This window comes from Sorangiineae bacterium MSr12523, assembly GCA_037157775.1.
Lineage (GTDB): Bacteria > Myxococcota_A > Polyangia > Polyangiales > Polyangiaceae > Pendulispora > Pendulispora brunnea.
In genome coordinates, this window is sequence record CP089982.1 from 506,905 (window position 1) to 521,416 (window position 14,512).

General features: G+C 64.1%; 18 protein-coding genes. 10 read left to right on the forward strand and 8 right to left on the reverse strand.

Translation table 11 applies throughout. The annotated features are described in order from the left end of the window. Nucleotides 1-59 precede the first annotated feature (59 nt). Together LZC95_02120 and LZC95_02125 are read left to right on the forward strand one after the other, a co-directional pair. Complete coding sequence (locus tag LZC95_02120; protein ID WXA95637.1) at nucleotides 60-659, forward strand: lantibiotic dehydratase family protein; 600 nt, start codon at nucleotides 60-62, stop codon at nucleotides 657-659. Beyond that, entirely contained in the window at nucleotides 656-1,852 is a 1,197-nt protein-coding gene (locus tag LZC95_02125; GenBank protein ID WXA95638.1) for a lanthionine synthetase C family protein, read from the forward strand. The genes LZC95_02120 and LZC95_02125 overlap by 4 nt, the downstream gene beginning before the upstream one ends. A gap of 88 nt (nucleotides 1,853-1,940) precedes the next feature. Here LZC95_02125 and LZC95_02130 read toward each other — a convergent pair whose 3' ends face one another. Then, complete coding sequence (locus LZC95_02130) at nucleotides 1,941-2,270, reverse strand: cupin domain-containing protein (GenBank protein ID WXA95639.1); 330 nt, start codon at nucleotides 2,268-2,270, stop codon at nucleotides 1,941-1,943. Between the two features lie 69 nt (nucleotides 2,271-2,339). Here LZC95_02130 and LZC95_02135 point away from each other — a divergent pair, with 69 nt between their 5' ends. Further along, nucleotides 2,340-3,236 carry a LysR family transcriptional regulator gene (locus tag LZC95_02135; GenBank protein WXA95640.1) on the forward strand — a complete coding sequence of 299 codons (897 nt, stop codon included), beginning with the start codon at nucleotides 2,340-2,342 and terminating at the stop codon, nucleotides 3,234-3,236. 57 nt (nucleotides 3,237-3,293) lie between these two features. Then, nucleotides 3,294-3,554 (forward strand): YXWGXW repeat-containing protein, encoded by a 261-nt coding sequence (locus tag LZC95_02140; protein WXA95641.1) that lies wholly within the window; start codon nucleotides 3,294-3,296, stop codon nucleotides 3,552-3,554. Here LZC95_02140 and LZC95_02145 read toward each other — a convergent pair. Together LZC95_02145 and LZC95_02150 are read right to left on the reverse strand one after the other, a co-directional pair. Continuing rightward, nucleotides 3,551-4,603, reverse strand: coding sequence for a hypothetical protein (locus tag LZC95_02145; protein WXA95642.1), 1,053 nt, complete (start codon nucleotides 4,601-4,603; stop codon nucleotides 3,551-3,553). The genes LZC95_02140 and LZC95_02145 overlap by 4 nt on opposite strands. Before the next feature lie 434 nt (nucleotides 4,604-5,037). Next, nucleotides 5,038-6,483 (reverse strand): PLP-dependent aminotransferase family protein, encoded by a 1,446-nt coding sequence (locus LZC95_02150; GenBank protein WXA95643.1) that lies wholly within the window; start codon nucleotides 6,481-6,483, stop codon nucleotides 5,038-5,040. Nucleotides 6,484-6,545: 62 nt separating this feature from the next. On the opposite strand from LZC95_02150, the gene LZC95_02155 reads away from it, so the two are divergent. Together LZC95_02155 and LZC95_02160 are read left to right on the forward strand one after the other, a co-directional pair. After that, nucleotides 6,546-7,007: a DoxX family membrane protein gene (locus LZC95_02155; protein WXA95644.1), complete on the forward strand. Its 462-nt coding sequence runs from the start codon at nucleotides 6,546-6,548 to the stop codon at nucleotides 7,005-7,007. 19 nt (nucleotides 7,008-7,026) lie between these two features. After that, on the forward strand, nucleotides 7,027-7,401 hold the full coding sequence (locus tag LZC95_02160) for a VOC family protein (GenBank protein ID WXA95645.1): 375 nt from the start codon (nucleotides 7,027-7,029) through the stop codon (nucleotides 7,399-7,401). A 3-nt stretch (nucleotides 7,402-7,404) separates the two neighbouring features. On the opposite strand, the gene LZC95_02165 is transcribed toward LZC95_02160, so the two are convergent. After that, complete coding sequence (locus tag LZC95_02165) at nucleotides 7,405-8,244, reverse strand: OmpA family protein (protein ID WXA95646.1); 840 nt, start codon at nucleotides 8,242-8,244, stop codon at nucleotides 7,405-7,407. Next, nucleotides 8,241-8,768 carry a DUF4398 domain-containing protein gene (locus tag LZC95_02170; protein ID WXA95647.1) on the reverse strand — a complete coding sequence of 176 codons (528 nt, stop codon included), beginning with the start codon at nucleotides 8,766-8,768 and terminating at the stop codon, nucleotides 8,241-8,243. The genes LZC95_02165 and LZC95_02170 overlap by 4 nt, the downstream gene beginning before the upstream one ends. Before the next feature lie 312 nt (nucleotides 8,769-9,080). Between LZC95_02170 and LZC95_02175 the strand changes: the two genes are divergently transcribed. Next, nucleotides 9,081-9,836, forward strand: a complete 756-nt coding sequence (locus tag LZC95_02175) for a hypothetical protein (protein ID WXA95648.1) — start codon at nucleotides 9,081-9,083, stop codon at nucleotides 9,834-9,836. Between the two features lie 10 nt (nucleotides 9,837-9,846). Here the strand turns inward: LZC95_02175 and LZC95_02180 are convergent, their stop codons facing one another. The 3 genes from LZC95_02180 to LZC95_02190 form a co-directional block, all read right to left on the reverse strand. Further along, nucleotides 9,847-10,929 carry an asparaginase gene (locus LZC95_02180; protein ID WXA95649.1) on the reverse strand — a complete coding sequence of 361 codons (1,083 nt, stop codon included), beginning with the start codon at nucleotides 10,927-10,929 and terminating at the stop codon, nucleotides 9,847-9,849. Between the two features lie 59 nt (nucleotides 10,930-10,988). Then, a complete protein-coding gene (locus tag LZC95_02185) occupies nucleotides 10,989-11,852 on the reverse strand; it encodes an NAD(P)-dependent oxidoreductase (protein ID WXA95650.1) in 864 nt (287 codons plus the stop codon). 214 nt (nucleotides 11,853-12,066) lie between these two features. Beyond that, a complete protein-coding gene (locus tag LZC95_02190) occupies nucleotides 12,067-12,483 on the reverse strand; it encodes an EamA family transporter (GenBank protein WXA95651.1) in 417 nt (138 codons plus the stop codon). 82 nt (nucleotides 12,484-12,565) lie between these two features. Between LZC95_02190 and LZC95_02195 the strand changes: the two genes are divergently transcribed. The 3 genes from LZC95_02195 (at nucleotide 12,566) to LZC95_02205 (ending at nucleotide 14,407) form a co-directional block, all read left to right on the forward strand. Next, nucleotides 12,566-13,465: a LysR family transcriptional regulator gene (locus tag LZC95_02195; protein WXA95652.1), complete on the forward strand. Its 900-nt coding sequence runs from the start codon at nucleotides 12,566-12,568 to the stop codon at nucleotides 13,463-13,465. Beyond that, entirely contained in the window at nucleotides 13,462-13,863 is a 402-nt protein-coding gene (locus LZC95_02200) for a GFA family protein (protein WXA95653.1), read from the forward strand. The genes LZC95_02195 and LZC95_02200 overlap by 4 nt, the downstream gene beginning before the upstream one ends. 76 nt (nucleotides 13,864-13,939) lie before the next feature. Further along, the gene (locus tag LZC95_02205; GenBank protein ID WXA95654.1) at nucleotides 13,940-14,407 is read left to right on the forward strand and encodes an ester cyclase; all 468 of its coding nucleotides are present in this window, start codon (nucleotides 13,940-13,942) and stop codon (nucleotides 14,405-14,407) included. Nucleotides 14,408-14,512 lie beyond the last annotated feature (105 nt).

Sequence of the window (14,512 nt, forward strand, 5' to 3'; positions counted from 1 at the left end):
TGTAGTGGCGACGCCATGCTCCGGGTCCCTCTCTTGGCCCGCGGCCGCGTGCGCGCAACGTGGCACGCACCGCGCGGGACCGGCCGCCGCCATCGATGGAGATGCTCGTTCACGTGGTGGCCGACTCCGTGGACGCGCTCGATCGCGGGGAGTTCACCTTGGTCGTGTCGCCCAATCCAGGCTCGCCCCAGGCCGGCGCCACCGTGGGTCGGTTTGCCTATTGCCTGCCCGGGGCAGAGAGGCTGCGGCACACCCTCCAAACCATGTCGGGAAGCCACCTTTCGCAGCTTCCCGTGCAACTCCATTTTCAAGTGGAGGCCAATCGATTGCTTGCATGGCTGCGCGCTCCGGGCCCGGACCCTTTGTTGGACATGGCGTGCGATGTCGTCGAGCTGGTGCGCGCATTCCACGACGGGTACGGCGCACCCTGGTCATCGTGGCTCACTGCGGCGTACACCAAGCAGCACGCGCACCACCGGGCTTTCGTTGCGCGCCGGCGTGAGGCCTTGAAGCGCATCTCGCTCGATGGAATGGCAAAACCCGAGGATGCATGGCCCCGGGTGCAATTGGGTATCGACCCCAAGTCCGAATCCGAGGTGATTGCCATTGCCCGCGGGGCCGTACAAGCCCATCTCGATCGCCGGCGGGCGATGGCATGAGCGCGCGGGATTGGGTGCACCGGCTGGCCGAACGGCTGCGCGATCCCGCGGTGCTCGCGGGCAATGCGGAGTGGTATCCCACGTCGCTGGGCGACGGGCACCCGGGCATCGCGCTGCTTTTCGCGACGCTCGCGCGGGAGGACCCCGCGTGGGCACGTGCCGCGCACGCACATTTGTCGGCCGCACTCTCCCTCGTGCGGCCGAGCAATTCCGAGTGCCTCTTCGTCGGCATGCCAGCCGTGGCCTTTGCCGCCCGCGCATCCGCGCAGCGTCCCGGCGAGTATGCCAAATTGCTCAAAGCCGCCGACCAACGTGTCGCCGCGCAGGCCGAGCGGATTCTCGCGGCCGATGGACTGCGCCTCCGCGCAGGCGTCGCCGGTGTGCCCATGGCCGTGTACGACGTCGTCTTGGGGCTGAGTGGCCTCGGGCGCTATTTGCTGGCATGTGGGCCCGAACAGGAGGCGCTTACCGAGCGGATTCTCGTGCACCTGGCCGCATTTACCCGCCCCTTGCAGCACCGAGGCCGGCGTGTGCCGGGGTGGCTCATGCCCGATGGCCAGCTCAATTTGGGGCTCGCCCACGGCATTCCCGGGCCGCTCGCATTGCTCGCGCTCGCCTACGAAATGGGTATTCGCATTCCAAACCACGAGGAGGCCATTCGCACCATCGTAGAATGGATACTCGCTCGCCAGGGCCACGACGAACATGGTCCTTATTGGCCCGCCGCGATTCCCCTCGAGTACGAGATGCACTGGCCATCCGCGCCCCTGCCGCCGACCCGCACCGCGTGGTGTTACGGCGCCCCGGGAATTGCGCGTGCCTTGCATTTGGCATCCCGCGCCCTCGGCGAGTCCAGTTGGTGCGACGCAGCCTGTGCGGCCCTCGAATCGGCTTTGCGGCGTCCGCCCGAACAACAGCGGCTCGACGATGCGACCCTTTGCCATGGCCATGCCGGTTTGGCGCGAATCGTCGGCATCATGGCCCAGGAAACGGGGTCGAATGCCCTATATCGGGCACATAGGCATTTGGTCTCGCATTTGATCGAGCAAGCGGACGACGAAAGCCCCTTCATCTGGAGCGATCGCCCAGGGTTTCTCGAGGGTGGCGTCGGTGTTGCGCTCACGCTCCACGAACCCGCGGACAGTGCATCTTCACGCAACCTTCCGTGGGAAGCGGCTTTGTTGCTTCAGTGATGCGCGCAATGCCTCGACATCTTTGATGTCGATCGTGATTGTAGTGCGTTCACCATAAATTAACTATTCGTACGAATGGACGGGCGAGTCATTCGGTGATTTGGATGCCGCCGGGAAGAACCACGAAGAAAAGACTGTCTTCTTCTGCAAAGCCATCGTGGACCTCTCCCGGTTCGGTCCAAAGGTAGTCACCGGGCAACAATACGCGTGAGCCCACCCGTAGCTTGCCCGAGAGGAGGTACGTCTCCTCGCCGCCGGGATGCGAATGGAGCGGGGCGTGAGAGCCCTTCTCCATGCGAAAGACCATGGTCATGCCTTCGCCTTGGCCGCCGTGCCGGCGGAGCACGGAGACGTGCACGCCTTGGCCCACGGTTTTGAAGGGTTGCTCGAGATGGGAACGATACGTCGTCGTGCTCATGCATCGACTATGGGTCGTTGCACGTCATGTGAAAAACTCATACTTTGCATGAGTTCATGAGGTGCATTCATGTCGTCGATCCTGGAGATGCGTCACCTGCGGCTTGTGCGCGCCATTGCCGAGGAAGGCGGCGTTACGCGGGCGGCGGCGCGGCTTCATCTCACCCAATCGGCGGTGAGCCACCAGCTTACCGAGCTCGAGGGACGGCTGGGCGTGCTTCTCTTCACGCGGGTGCGGCGGCAGTTGAAGCTCACGCCCGCGGGGGTGCACCTGCTCGAGGCCGCGCGCACCATGCTCAACGATCTCGCCCGGGTGGAGCGCGAGTTGCAACACGCGGGGACGCGCAAACGCGAGACCTTCCGCATCGTCGTGGAATGCTTCACCGCGTACCATTGGCTGCCGTCGGTTCTCGCCGCGCTCGCCATCGAGTACCCCTATGTCGACGTGCGCATTGCCCTCACGGCGACGCGCGAGCCCGTGGCCGCGCTCCTTCGCGGTGAGTTGGAGCTCGCCGTCGTCAGCTCCCCCGTGCGCGACCGCGCGCTGGTCGTCCAAAAGCTCTTCTCCGATGAATGGACGATCATCGTCGCGCCCGATCATCCGCTGGCGTCGCGGCCTTATATCAACGCTGTCGAGCTCGCGCGCGAGAAGGTCCTCACGCACGAGGCACCTCGTGCCGACGTCGAGCGCTTCCGTGAGCTCATGGCCAACGAGCGCGCGTCCGTGCCGCGTTCCGCGAGCGTGCCGCTCACCGAGGCGTTGGTCGAACTGGTGAAGGCCAAGCAGGGCGTCGGCCTCGTCTCGCGCTGGGCCGTGGCGCCGCAACTCGCACGCGGTGAGGTCGTGGCCCGGCGGTTCACGCGCAAGGGCCTACCCGAAACGTGGTCTGCCGTGTACCGCCACGATGCCGCCACGCGTTTTCCGCTGGCCCACTTCGCGGAATTGCTGCGCGCGCTGCGTCCTTGAGATTTCTTTACGAAGCGTCACCGGAATGGCCGTCGCTCCCACCACGTCACATGGAGTATGAAGACGCACTTAGTTCTCTTAATGCTCGCCCTGCCCGTGCTCGCTGCCGGTTGCTACGTGCAAGAGGGGCCGCCTCCACCCCCGCGCCACGTCGTGGCATACGAGGCGCCGCCTCCGCCCCCACCCCCCCAGGTGGACGTGATCACGGTGTCACCCGGCCCGGATTACGTGTGGATCGGCGGCTACCACCGCTGGAATGGGCGCGCTTATTACTGGGTACCCGGCCACTACGAGCGCCGCGCACGCCGCTGGCGCTAGTTCGCACAAGACGATACGGGTGTGGTCTCCGCGACGAATGTCCGAGGTACTTTGACTCTGCCGGTGCCTTCGCCCTTCTGCCAGCTGCTGCTGCCGCTGTTGCGAATGAAGGAGATCTGCGTGTAGTCGACGATGTCATTCGTCACGAACAGCTTTCCCTCGTAACCCGGCCGGATGGTGAAGTTCCTGCTCTCGCTATTCGTCACCGTATACGATTCCCAGTTTTCGACCGCGGTGGCGACGGCCTTGGAGTCCTCGGTCCCCCACATCTTCGATGCATTCAGCGAGAGCTTCACGGCTTTCAACTCGAGCCCAGCCTCACCTCCGATGGTCGTGGCTTCCTTCTCGGTCGTCGTGTTCGTCGCGGTGATGGTGATCTTCTTGGAGACCATCGTAGTGCCGGCCGTCGTATTGCCGTAGGTCACATTGTCTTGCGTGGCATTGCAATAGGGATTGCCGGCTACGTCACCGCGTTGTTTGTAGGCCACGTGATCGATCCGTGTGCAAATCACCGCGCCGGTGGGGAGGCCAGGGACGGTCGAGTCGAGGACGGTCCTCGATGTTTGAACGAATTCGGTGTTCGGTGGGCATACGGGCACCCCATCGCTCGCGCACTGGGAGGACGTATCCGTCTCTTGCGGCGTTTGGCAGGGCGAGCCCGTCGGGAACAGCGAGCACTGGTTCGCCGTGCTGGCCCCTTGGCCTGCCGATGGCAGCAACACCACGCATCCCGTCGTCAACGGGCCAGCGTCTTGTGTGAGGCCTCCTCCGTCTTCTTGCGTGAGCGGTCCGCCCGTGACGTGCAGATCCGATTCCGAAGTGGCGCTTGCCTGCGCCCCACTGCCCGAGCGCGGCGATTGCGTCTTCAGATCGGCGGCGATCCGGCCCAGGACGCGATGGGCCTTGTCGTCGTCCTTGAACGTGTTTTCGACGACATCGGAGGTCGTCTCGCCGCTTCGCCGCAGAGCAAGCGCCGCCTCGGTGCCATTTCCTTTGAGTGTCGCGACGAAGACTCCTAGGCCCAGACGCGATTGCTCGTATTCGAACATGCGAGTACGATCGGCGTCATAACCGCGTACGACCGTCGTCGTCGGATGGCCCACCCCTTCGTCACGAAGGTCGACTCCCCACGTTGCCACTCCAATCTGGGAACGGGTCTCCTCCGAGGCATCCAGCACAATCCGATCCGAAATCGGCGGAGCCCCTGCCGAAGACGAACACGCGAACGGAGCGCTCGTAGCGGCACACGACAACAGCAGAGCGACATATCGGGATCTTGCCATGTTCAATGTCATCGCAAGACGCATACCGCCAGAGGTGGCACCCATCCAACGCCGAGCCAACGAGGATTTCGTGGGTTCTCGGCGTCTCGCCATCTCGCCACGAAGAAGCGCGGAACGTTCGTTTCCAATGCGCGGAACGGTCATTTCCGGATCGTCGTCGAAGTCGTTTTCAATCCGAGCGCGCGTTTGGCCACTAGGGACTAGAGCGCTGTCCGCATGCGGCGGACGATGTCGCGCAGCTCGCGTTCGTCGAGGGCTGAAAAGCCCATACGAATTGCCGAGCGGGGGCGGCCGTGGAAATCGAAAGCGCGGCCGGTCATGAATGACACGCCCTTCGCGCGGGCGCGCTGCAGCCAACCTTCGACGTCCACCTTGGGATCGACGGTGAGCCAGAGGCTCATGCCACCGGCGGGAACATCGAAGGTGAGCACACGCCCGAGTTCGCGTTCCAGCGCCTCCGAAAGCGCATCGCGCCGCGCCTCGTAAAGGCGGCGCATCTTGCGCGCGTGCCGGCGCAAAAGGCCGTCTTCGAGCAGCTCGCCGATGGCGCGCTCCATCGCGGGATTGCCTCGATCGAGGCGCGCCCTCCGCGCCGCCAGTTCGTCGAGAAGCGGGCGCGGGCCTGCGACGAACCCGAGGCGCACGCCCGGCGCGAGGATCTTGGACATGGTGCCCAAATAGATGACCACGCCGGCATCGTCCGCACTCGCCAGCGGGAGCACGGGCCTGCCGGCATAATGGAACTCGAAATCGTAATCGTCCTCGATGATGGCCACGCGCCGGCTGCGCGCCAGATTGAGCAATTCGATTCGCCGCGCCGGCGACAGCGAAACCGTGGTGGGAAATTGATGATGCGGAGTCGTGTACACCGCACGAAGCGGCCGCGTCGCTGCGAGCGCGGAAAGCTGGTCCACGCGCAGCCCTTCGCGGTCCACGTCGATGGGCACGAGCTCCGCGCCGGCCAGGCGCCACGCGTCCCACGCCACCGGATAACCGGGATTCTCCACGGCCACCACGTCCCCGGGCCGCACGAGCGTGCGCGCCACGAGATCCAGTGCCATTTGGCTCCCATTGGTGATCACCACGTCGTCCTCTTCGCAGGCGAGCCCGCGCATCTCCGAAAGAAGCGTTGCCAGCGATTGCCGAAGGGCGACGCACCCGCGCCCGCTTCCGTACCCCAGCGGTGACGCCGTCTTGGCGCGAAGCGCCCTTCGATATGCGCGCGCCAAAAGGTCCACCGGAACGAGGCGGAGATCCGGAAGGCCGCCATCGGGAAGGCGCGTGCGCGCGTCCGGCATGGGGATCTCGGGCCCGAGCCGCGCGGGCACGAGGTCGAAGCCCGTGGTGCTCTTCGAGCGCGTGCGGGGCAGCGACCGCGGCGGATGCGCAGGAATGGCGTCGGAAACGCGCAGGCTTCGTTGCTCCGAGACGACCCACCCGCCGTCCTTGAGCTCACGGTAGCTTGCCAGCACCGTATTGCGGTGCACGCTCAGCGAGCGCGCAAGGGTCCGCGAGCCGGGAAGAACGGTGCCAGGCCGCAACCTCCCGCGCCGGATATCGGCGCTGATGGCGCGCGCTATCTGCAAAAAAATGGGCAATTGAGAGCCCGGATCGAGGGCGACGGGAAAGACCCACGGACGCGCCATGGTCCAACGCATATGTCAAAACTGGATCTGTTGGCTAGACCAGCGTGCCACATACATGGCTCATGCAAAGCAGAACGCTGGTTCAGCCCGCGCAGCTCGTGGTGCGTTTTGGCCTCGGTACGGCATTTCTCTCCGCTGTGGCCGATCGATTCGGGCTTTGGGGCCCAGCGGGAACCCCTGGGGTCGCGTGGGGCGATTTCCTGCACTTCACCATGTACACGCGCGACATCACCTGGTTCATGCCCGCGCTGCTCACCCCCCTGCTCGCTTGGATGGCGACGATTGGCGAAACACTCTTTGGCGTTCTCTTGCTTCTCGGTTATCGCACCCGTGAGACCGCGCTCGGAGCCGGCGGGCTGCTTCTCACGTTCGCACTATCGATGACCGTGTCGAGCCCGGGCCTTCACGGCGTATTCACGTATTCCGTGCTCAGCGCCGCGGGCGCGGCGCTGCTCCTCGCTACGGTGCCTGATCCCGCGTGGTCGTTCGACGCGCTCGTGCGAAAGAGTGACCCTGCGGCATGAGCGCTGCTACCGCCCCGGGATGCACAAGAGCCGACTTTCTACCTTCGTTCTAGACTGTCGCGTCGAGGACATCGACGTCGCAACACGATTTTGGAGCCAAGCGCTGGGCCGTACGGTCAAGCCCGTGGCGCCCGACAGCGAAAACTACCGCGAGCTGTCGAGCGACGCGCACGAGCCCATGCTCCTGGTCCAAAAGGTCGATCACCCGAGCCGCATCCACCTCGACATCGAGGCCGATGACCTGGAGGCCGAGGTGGCGCGGCTGGAGTCACTCGGTGCCAAGCGAATCGAATTCGTGCGGCACTGGTGGGTCATGGAAGCGCCGACCGGGCAGCGCTTTTGCGTGGTGAATCCGCAGCGCGGTCCGCTGCGGGAACGTGCCAACACGTGGTGAAGCTCACCGAATCTCTTTGCTGGGCGCCTTTGCATCTTGCACGACGATTTCCACGCGGCGGTTGCTGGCGCGGCCTTCGGCCGTCGCGTTGGAGCCCACCGGATTGGCGGAGCCCATACCGGTGGCCGTGAGCCGCCCCGTCGGGACGCCACTCGATGCGAGAAATCCGCGAACGGTCTCGGCGCGTGCCTGCGAAAGGCGGTCATTCGTTTTGACCGAACCGGCGGAGTCCGTATATCCCTCGATTTGAATCTTGATCGATGGATCTTGCTCGGCGAGCACGGTTGCCAATTGGGTCAACTTGGCTCTCGCCGCCGGAAGCAGCGTCGATTTGCCCGCAGGGAACAGCGACGAGCCCGGAACCGTGATGATCGTTCCGCGGTCGTCCTTTCGGACCGAGGCAATTTGGTTCAACTCGGCCATACGCCGATCGGCAGCTTGCTTGTCCTGGCGCTCCTTTTCCAATGCAGCCTCGAGCTTGGCCTTGTTGGCCTTGTCGACTTGCTCGTGCACGATTTTCTCGCGCATCACGGCGTCGCGCTCTTGCTGAAGCGCGAACTGCGTCCGCGCCTTGGCGTCGGCGCATTCGGCGCGTCGTTGGGCCGCATAGGCGAGATCCTTCGTCTCATCGGAGTCGCCATCATCGTCGAACGAACGCTCGGCCACGTCGAGCGTTTGACGGGCCACGCGCACGTCGGCGGGCGCGAGCTCGCGCGCCATTCCCTGCGAAACGCCATTGTACGCCGTGCGTGCGCGCACGAGCTCGTTGGGTGTCGTCGTGCTGGCACATGCCGCCAAGAAGCAAGCGAGTGGCGCCAGCGCAAATACATATTTCGATTTCATCGCTTGCCTCCGGGCTCGGGTCCATTCGGTGGCGGGAAGGGCAGGGTTTGCGGCGGCGGCGGTTTCACCGGGCCTTGCACGTCGGTGCCGGTGGTCGTGGTGGTGCCCGCGGGCGTGCCCGGGAACGTCGGTGGCGGTGGCTTGTCCGCCGGCCCGGTGTTGCTACCGGGAACGTTCTCTTGCATGCTCGCCACGAGCGCGTCCACGCGTTGTTTCGCGGCCATCGCCTGGCGTTGAGCATTGGCCTCACGCGCCTCGGCCAGCGCGAGATCCGCGTCCGCTTTCGCGCGTATGAGAACGTAGTCGGCGCGCTTGGTGTCTCCATCGGCGATGAGGCGCTTTGCACGCTCGATTTGATCGTTGGCCAGTCGCAAATGAAGCTGCGCGCGCGGATTCGTCGGCGCGCCCGCTTCCTGCGCGGCCCTTGCCGTGTTCACCGTCTCGGTCATGCGTGCCGTCGGTGTGGGATAGCTCCCGCATGCCGTCAACGTCACACCGAGTACCAAGAGTGTCGTTCGCAACATGGTTCTTCTCCTCGGCCGGATGCACCTTTACTTAATCGATGAAGTCGGCGCAATTTGCCCCGATTGCACCGCGACACTTGCGAGCTCCGTTCCATGCGTACGTCGTTTTTGTCGCGCTTCGGGTCGTGTGCGGGGCTCCTTTTTGCCACGCATTCCCGCGGAACGAGGCGATAGGCCGCGTTCTGACGCGATTGCGCGTGCAGTGGCATCCAAATCGAGATGATGGGGGGGAAGAAAGCGACCTTGGCGCTTTGCATCGCCATGTTCGCAGCAACCGCATGCAGTCAAGGACCGCTCGAAGACGTTGGCGAAGTGTCCTCTTCGGAATACGACTCAGCCGACGAAAACTCCGCGGTTCGATACGAAAACGAGACGTACGAAGAGGCCGCGCAGCGCCATTCGGCGATACATCGGAGCAAATATCCCGAAGCGTTCGATTCGGCGGTGTCTACTGCCGAGCAAAGCCAAGTGCCGGTGGACAAAGCCGATCTGTCGCGCATTCCCGTGTGGAATGACTCGGAAATCGTGCAACACTTCGAGCGCACGCGCGATTTGCGATTTTTGTCGACCAGCGATCGGCCGTGGTTTTCGCGCCGCCTTTCCTGGCTGTACCCCGACGATGGCTGCTACGCGCGGGCCGAGCTCGTGAGTGCCAAAGCCGACGAATGGCTCCACAAGCGGCCGTATCGCTTGTTTGCATTTGGCAATTTGTTGGTCAATACTCCCAACTATCCATCGGGCAAGGTCCAATGGTGGTACCACACCGTGCCCGTGGTCAAGAAGGCTTCGACGGGGGAGCCTGTGGTGTTCGATGCGGCGCTCGATCCGAGGCGGCCCATTCCTTGGCGGCAATGGCTCGCACTGCAAGTGTCCAACTTGAACGACGTGCGCGTTTCCGTGTGCGATGGGAATACGTATGGGGCGGAGCACCCGTGTTTCGGTGCGCCGGCCCGCACGGCGGAAGCCTTGTCGGACCAGAAAAATCGATTCCTCGGCCGCGAATGGATCCGCCAAGTGGAAATGCTTCGCGACCCACTGCGGGTATTGGGCGATTCCCCCCCGTGGTAATCGCGGCGGATCAATACTCCCAGAAAATGCGCTGGAGCTCTTTGGGGTTGCGCGTTTTCGTCAGCGCCACCATCGCGAGGATGCGGGCCTTCTGCGGATTCAGATCGTGGGCGACGACCCAGTCGTATTTGTCGTCCGGCTGCTCGGCATTGCGCACCACGAAACCCGCGGGGACGCGCGCCGAGCGGATCACGTTGATGCCCTTGCCGCGGAGCTCTTGCAGGGCGGGCACCACGCGATTGGCCACCGAGCCATTCCCCGTGCCCGCATGCACGATGGCTTGAAGGCCGGGCTGCGTGCCAATGGCATCCACCACCGCGCGCTGGGCATTCTCGTAGCCGTAGACGATTTCGACCCTGGGCAGATTCTGAATCTGGTCGATATCGAATTCGCTTTGCGTGGTGTGCCGCTTGATGGGGGCGCGGAACCAGTAATTCTTGCCCTCGACGACCATGCCCAGTGGGCCCCACTGGCTCTTGAAGGCCTCCGTCTTGATGTTGACCAACTTGGAAACGTCGCGCCCGGTGTGGATCTCGTCGTTCATGGTGACGAAGACCCCTTTGCTTTTGGCGTCGGCCGAACCTGCGACGCTCACCGCATCATAAAGGTTGAGCGCGCCGTCGGCGGAGAGGGCGGTGCCGGGGCGCATCGAACCCACGACGACGACGGGCTTGTCCGTGTGCACCGTAAGGTTCAGGAAATACGCGGTTTCCTCCAGCGTATCCGTGCCGTGCGTGATCACGATGCCATCGACGTCCGCTCGTTTGGAAAGGTCGGAAACGCGGTGGGCGAGCTTGAGGAGATCCTCGTTGCTCAGGCTCTCCGAGGCGACCTGCATGACTTGCTCGCCGCGCACTTCTGCAACGCGGCCCAATTCGGGAAGTCCCGCAATGAGCTTGTCCACCGCCACTTTGGCAGCGCTGTAACTGGCACTGTTGACGCTGCTCGCCCCGGCGCCGGCAATGGTGCCGCCCGTGGCCAAAATCACGATGCGCGGTTTGTTGGCGGCCTGCGCCGTTGTCTGCGCCACGGCCGGGGGATCGAAAGTCGTCGCGGAGGCGGCCAGCACCATGGCGGCCAAGACGGATCGCACGAGAAAAGAACTTCGCATGACCCGCCAATCGACCATACCGCGCAGCGGCGGGCTACTGATTATTTCGGATTATTTGGCACGCCCAGAATCGTTTCGCCCACCGTGGTCTCGAAAGGTCGCCGCGGAATCGTTCCGAGGTGGCGTTCGAGACGTTCGGCGCCAAAGCGCCATGTCTGAGCATAAAGGCGCTTGTCGGGTAGCTCCTCGTCGGTGATCTCCTCGAGGGGCTTGTGGACCACACGGCTACGACTCCCGGTCAGTGCAATGAGCTCCATATGAAGATCGTGCCACGCGAAGTGGCCCGCAAGCACATTGAGCGGGCCGCCCGTCGGGCGCATCGTGCATTCTGCGACGATGGTGGCGAAGTCGCGGACGTCGATCCAGGCATCGCGGTAGTCCATCCATTCCTCGGGCGAGGTGCCCGGCAGGACGATGGGGAGCCCCGCCTCGAGGCGTCGCCCCAGGAGCCGTTTGCGTGCCGTGGGGTGCGGTCCCCAGATGTACGGTGCGCGCAAAATGACGTAATCCGTGCGGCCCGCGCGCGCGGCGGCTTCGATGAGGAGGCCCTCGCAGGCGATTTTGCCGCGGCTGTACGCGTTGAGCGGCTCGCCGGGCTGGGTCTCTTCCGTGATGGGGCCGGGGCCCGCGTATCCATAGACGTCGAGGGTGCTGATGAAGACGAATGGCCCTCGCTGCCAGTTCGCCAGCAACGTCTCCATGGCCGTGACGTCGACGGCGGGCGTCGTCACCGTGCATGCGGCATGGACGATGCCATCGACGTCGCGTGCAGCTCGGGTCAGGCTCTCGGGGTTGCCCAGATCTCCTTCCGGCCGGCGCAGAACGCGCACGGCGTGTCCGCGCCGCTCGAGTTCCTGCACCGCGAACGATCCGACGAGCCCCGTGCCTCCTGTAACGAGAATCATGGTTTCCTCTGCCTATCTGCCTACATCAGCGAGCGCGATCCTCGAACAGCGTCAGGAAGAGCAGAAGAAACCGCCAGGACGCCAAAAGAGAGGCGCCAGGATCGCCAGGTGAACCAACAATGAACTCTAATTTTATGGGATTTATTGTTGGTTCAGTTGGCGATCTTGGCGCCTTGGCGGTTTCCTTCTTCCTGTTCGAGAATCGCTCGCTTGGTTAGCCGCGTGCGATGAGTGTAGCGCCGCCGGCGGCGAGGGCGAGCCCCGCGGCACGGCCGGCGGTCAGGTGCTCGCCGAAGACCATGATGCCGGTGATGGCGAGGATGGCGGTCACCGATAGATTGGCAATCACCTGGGCACTGGCGAGCGGCCAGCCGGAACGGTAAACGAAGAAGAAGCCCGCCTCGATGCCGAAGGCCGCGAGTCCCAGCGCCAGCCCGGCCATGCAATCGCGCGCCGCCGGCAAGCGTGCATCGCCGCCGCGTGCGAACAGCATGACGATGGCCACGGCGAAGGCCGCACCGTAGGCAATGGCGAGCATCGGCCAAGGGCTGACCGCGCCCGAAGCCTTTTGGGCGACGTGATAAACGACGCCGGCGACGACGACAATCGCCAGCGGGAAAAAGGCAGACATGACCCACGTGTATTCCGTGGAGGGTCATGCGTCCATTGCAACGTTTGGATAGAACCATGCATGCAGCGTATAGTTGTCCCCAATGGATCCCCTGTCCCAGGACCAGCTCCAGGCTTTCGCCGCCGTGGCCCGCGCCGGCAGCTTCACGCGCGCGGCGGGGGTGCTGCATTTGAGCCAGCCTGCATTGTCGCGCCGAATCACCGCCCTCGAGGAGCGCCTGGAGACCACGTTGCTCGTGCGCGGTCGCGCGGGGGCGGTGCTCACGGAGGCCGGGCAGCGGCTCTTGGACTTCGTCGAGGCGCAGCGTGCCCTGGAGGAGGAGCTCGTGGGCGATCTCGCGCCCTCGCCCACCTCGTACCGTGGCGTGGTGCGCATCGCTGGTGTATCGTCGCTGGTTCCACCGGTGGTGCTTCCCGCGCTGGCGCCGTTTCTGCGCGAGCACCCTGCCGTGCAGGTGGAGATCCACCGCGAGCTCGATCGGCAGGTCATCAATGCCGTCGTGGCCGGCCGGATCGACTTCGGCATTTCGCAGAATGACTCGAACATGCCCAGCATCGTGGACGTGCATCTCGGCGACGAAGAATTCGTCATGGTGGAGAGCCGCATCCACCGGGTGCGGCGTGATGTATTTCTCGACGTCAGCCCCAGCGACCCCACGACCGAGTTGTTCCTCGCCGCGCAGCCCGCGCACGTGAGGCCGCGCGGCCGTTTGACCCGTTCCTTCCTCTTCGACGAGCCTGGGATCCTGCTCGGGGTGGAGCTGGGGCTCGGCCGCGCCGTCAAGCCACGCCACACCGTGCCGCGTACCGCGTCGGTCCGGGTGGACCTGAACTTCGTTCCGCAGCGCAAACCGGTCTTTCTGCACTACCGGCGCCAGGGCTACTATGGGCGCCTGCATCAGGCCATTCGCGGTCTCATCGAGGCGTCCGTGCGCGAGCGCCTGGCGCCTACGCGAGAGAACCGCAAAAGGGGGAAACGATGAAGGGCTCTTGTCTGTGTGGCACCGTGGCCTTCGAATCGGACGGACCGGCGGCCGACTTCGTGCTCGATCATTGTTCGCGTTGCCGCAAATCGACCGGCTCCGCGTTCTTTGCCGAGCTCGTCGTCCCCCTCGCGGGGTTCCAATGGGTGCGGGGCGAATCTGCAATCCGTGTTTACGAGGCGCCCGTGCGCGAGACCCCACCGGGGTACCAAAGGGCATTCTGCACCCAATGCGGAAGCCCCGTTCCCATGATCCATTCGGCGCATGGTCTCGTCTCGATCCCGGCCGGGAGCCTCGATGACGATCCCGGCGTACGTCCCCAGCGCCATATCTTCGTCGATGCGAAGGCACCCTGGTTTTCCATCGAGGACAGCCTGCCCAAGTTCGGCCGAAAGTGACCTGTGCAATGCTGCAATCGCGATGTGCAGAAATGCTATCTGCGCACCGAACCGCGCCTCGCCTACCTCCCCATGCATGATCAGGCCGACGCTCGTTCTTCTGGCATCCTTGGGCACAAGCTGCGCGCCGAGCGCCATTGCACACAACCGCGACATCGGTAGAAGATATTTCGAAGAAGTCTGGAATCAGGGCAAGGTCGACGTACTCGACGAGCTTTTGACGCGCGATTACGTGAACCACACACCGAGTGTGCCCAATCCTCCTCCCGGGCCCGAGGGCCTCAAGCCCATCGTGCAGGCCATTCGTCGGGGCTTTCCCGACCTTCATTACCGAATCGAGGACATGGTGGTCACCGAAGACCGCATCGTTCTACGGACGATTGTGTCCGGTACGAACACCGGCGAATTGTTCGGCGCGCCGCCCACGGGCCAGCGCGTTCAGGTCAATCAAATGAATATCGAACACATTCGCAATGGTCGAATCGCCGAACATTGGCGGGTGACCGACGAGCTTGCAATGCAGCAACAGCTCGCCCGGCGATGACGCGATATCCAAATTGGCTCGATTGTAATTTTTCGTAGTGTGGATACTTGCTTGACTTGGCTGTTCCGCCCGGCCATGGTCATCTTTAATGTCGACCATCATTGT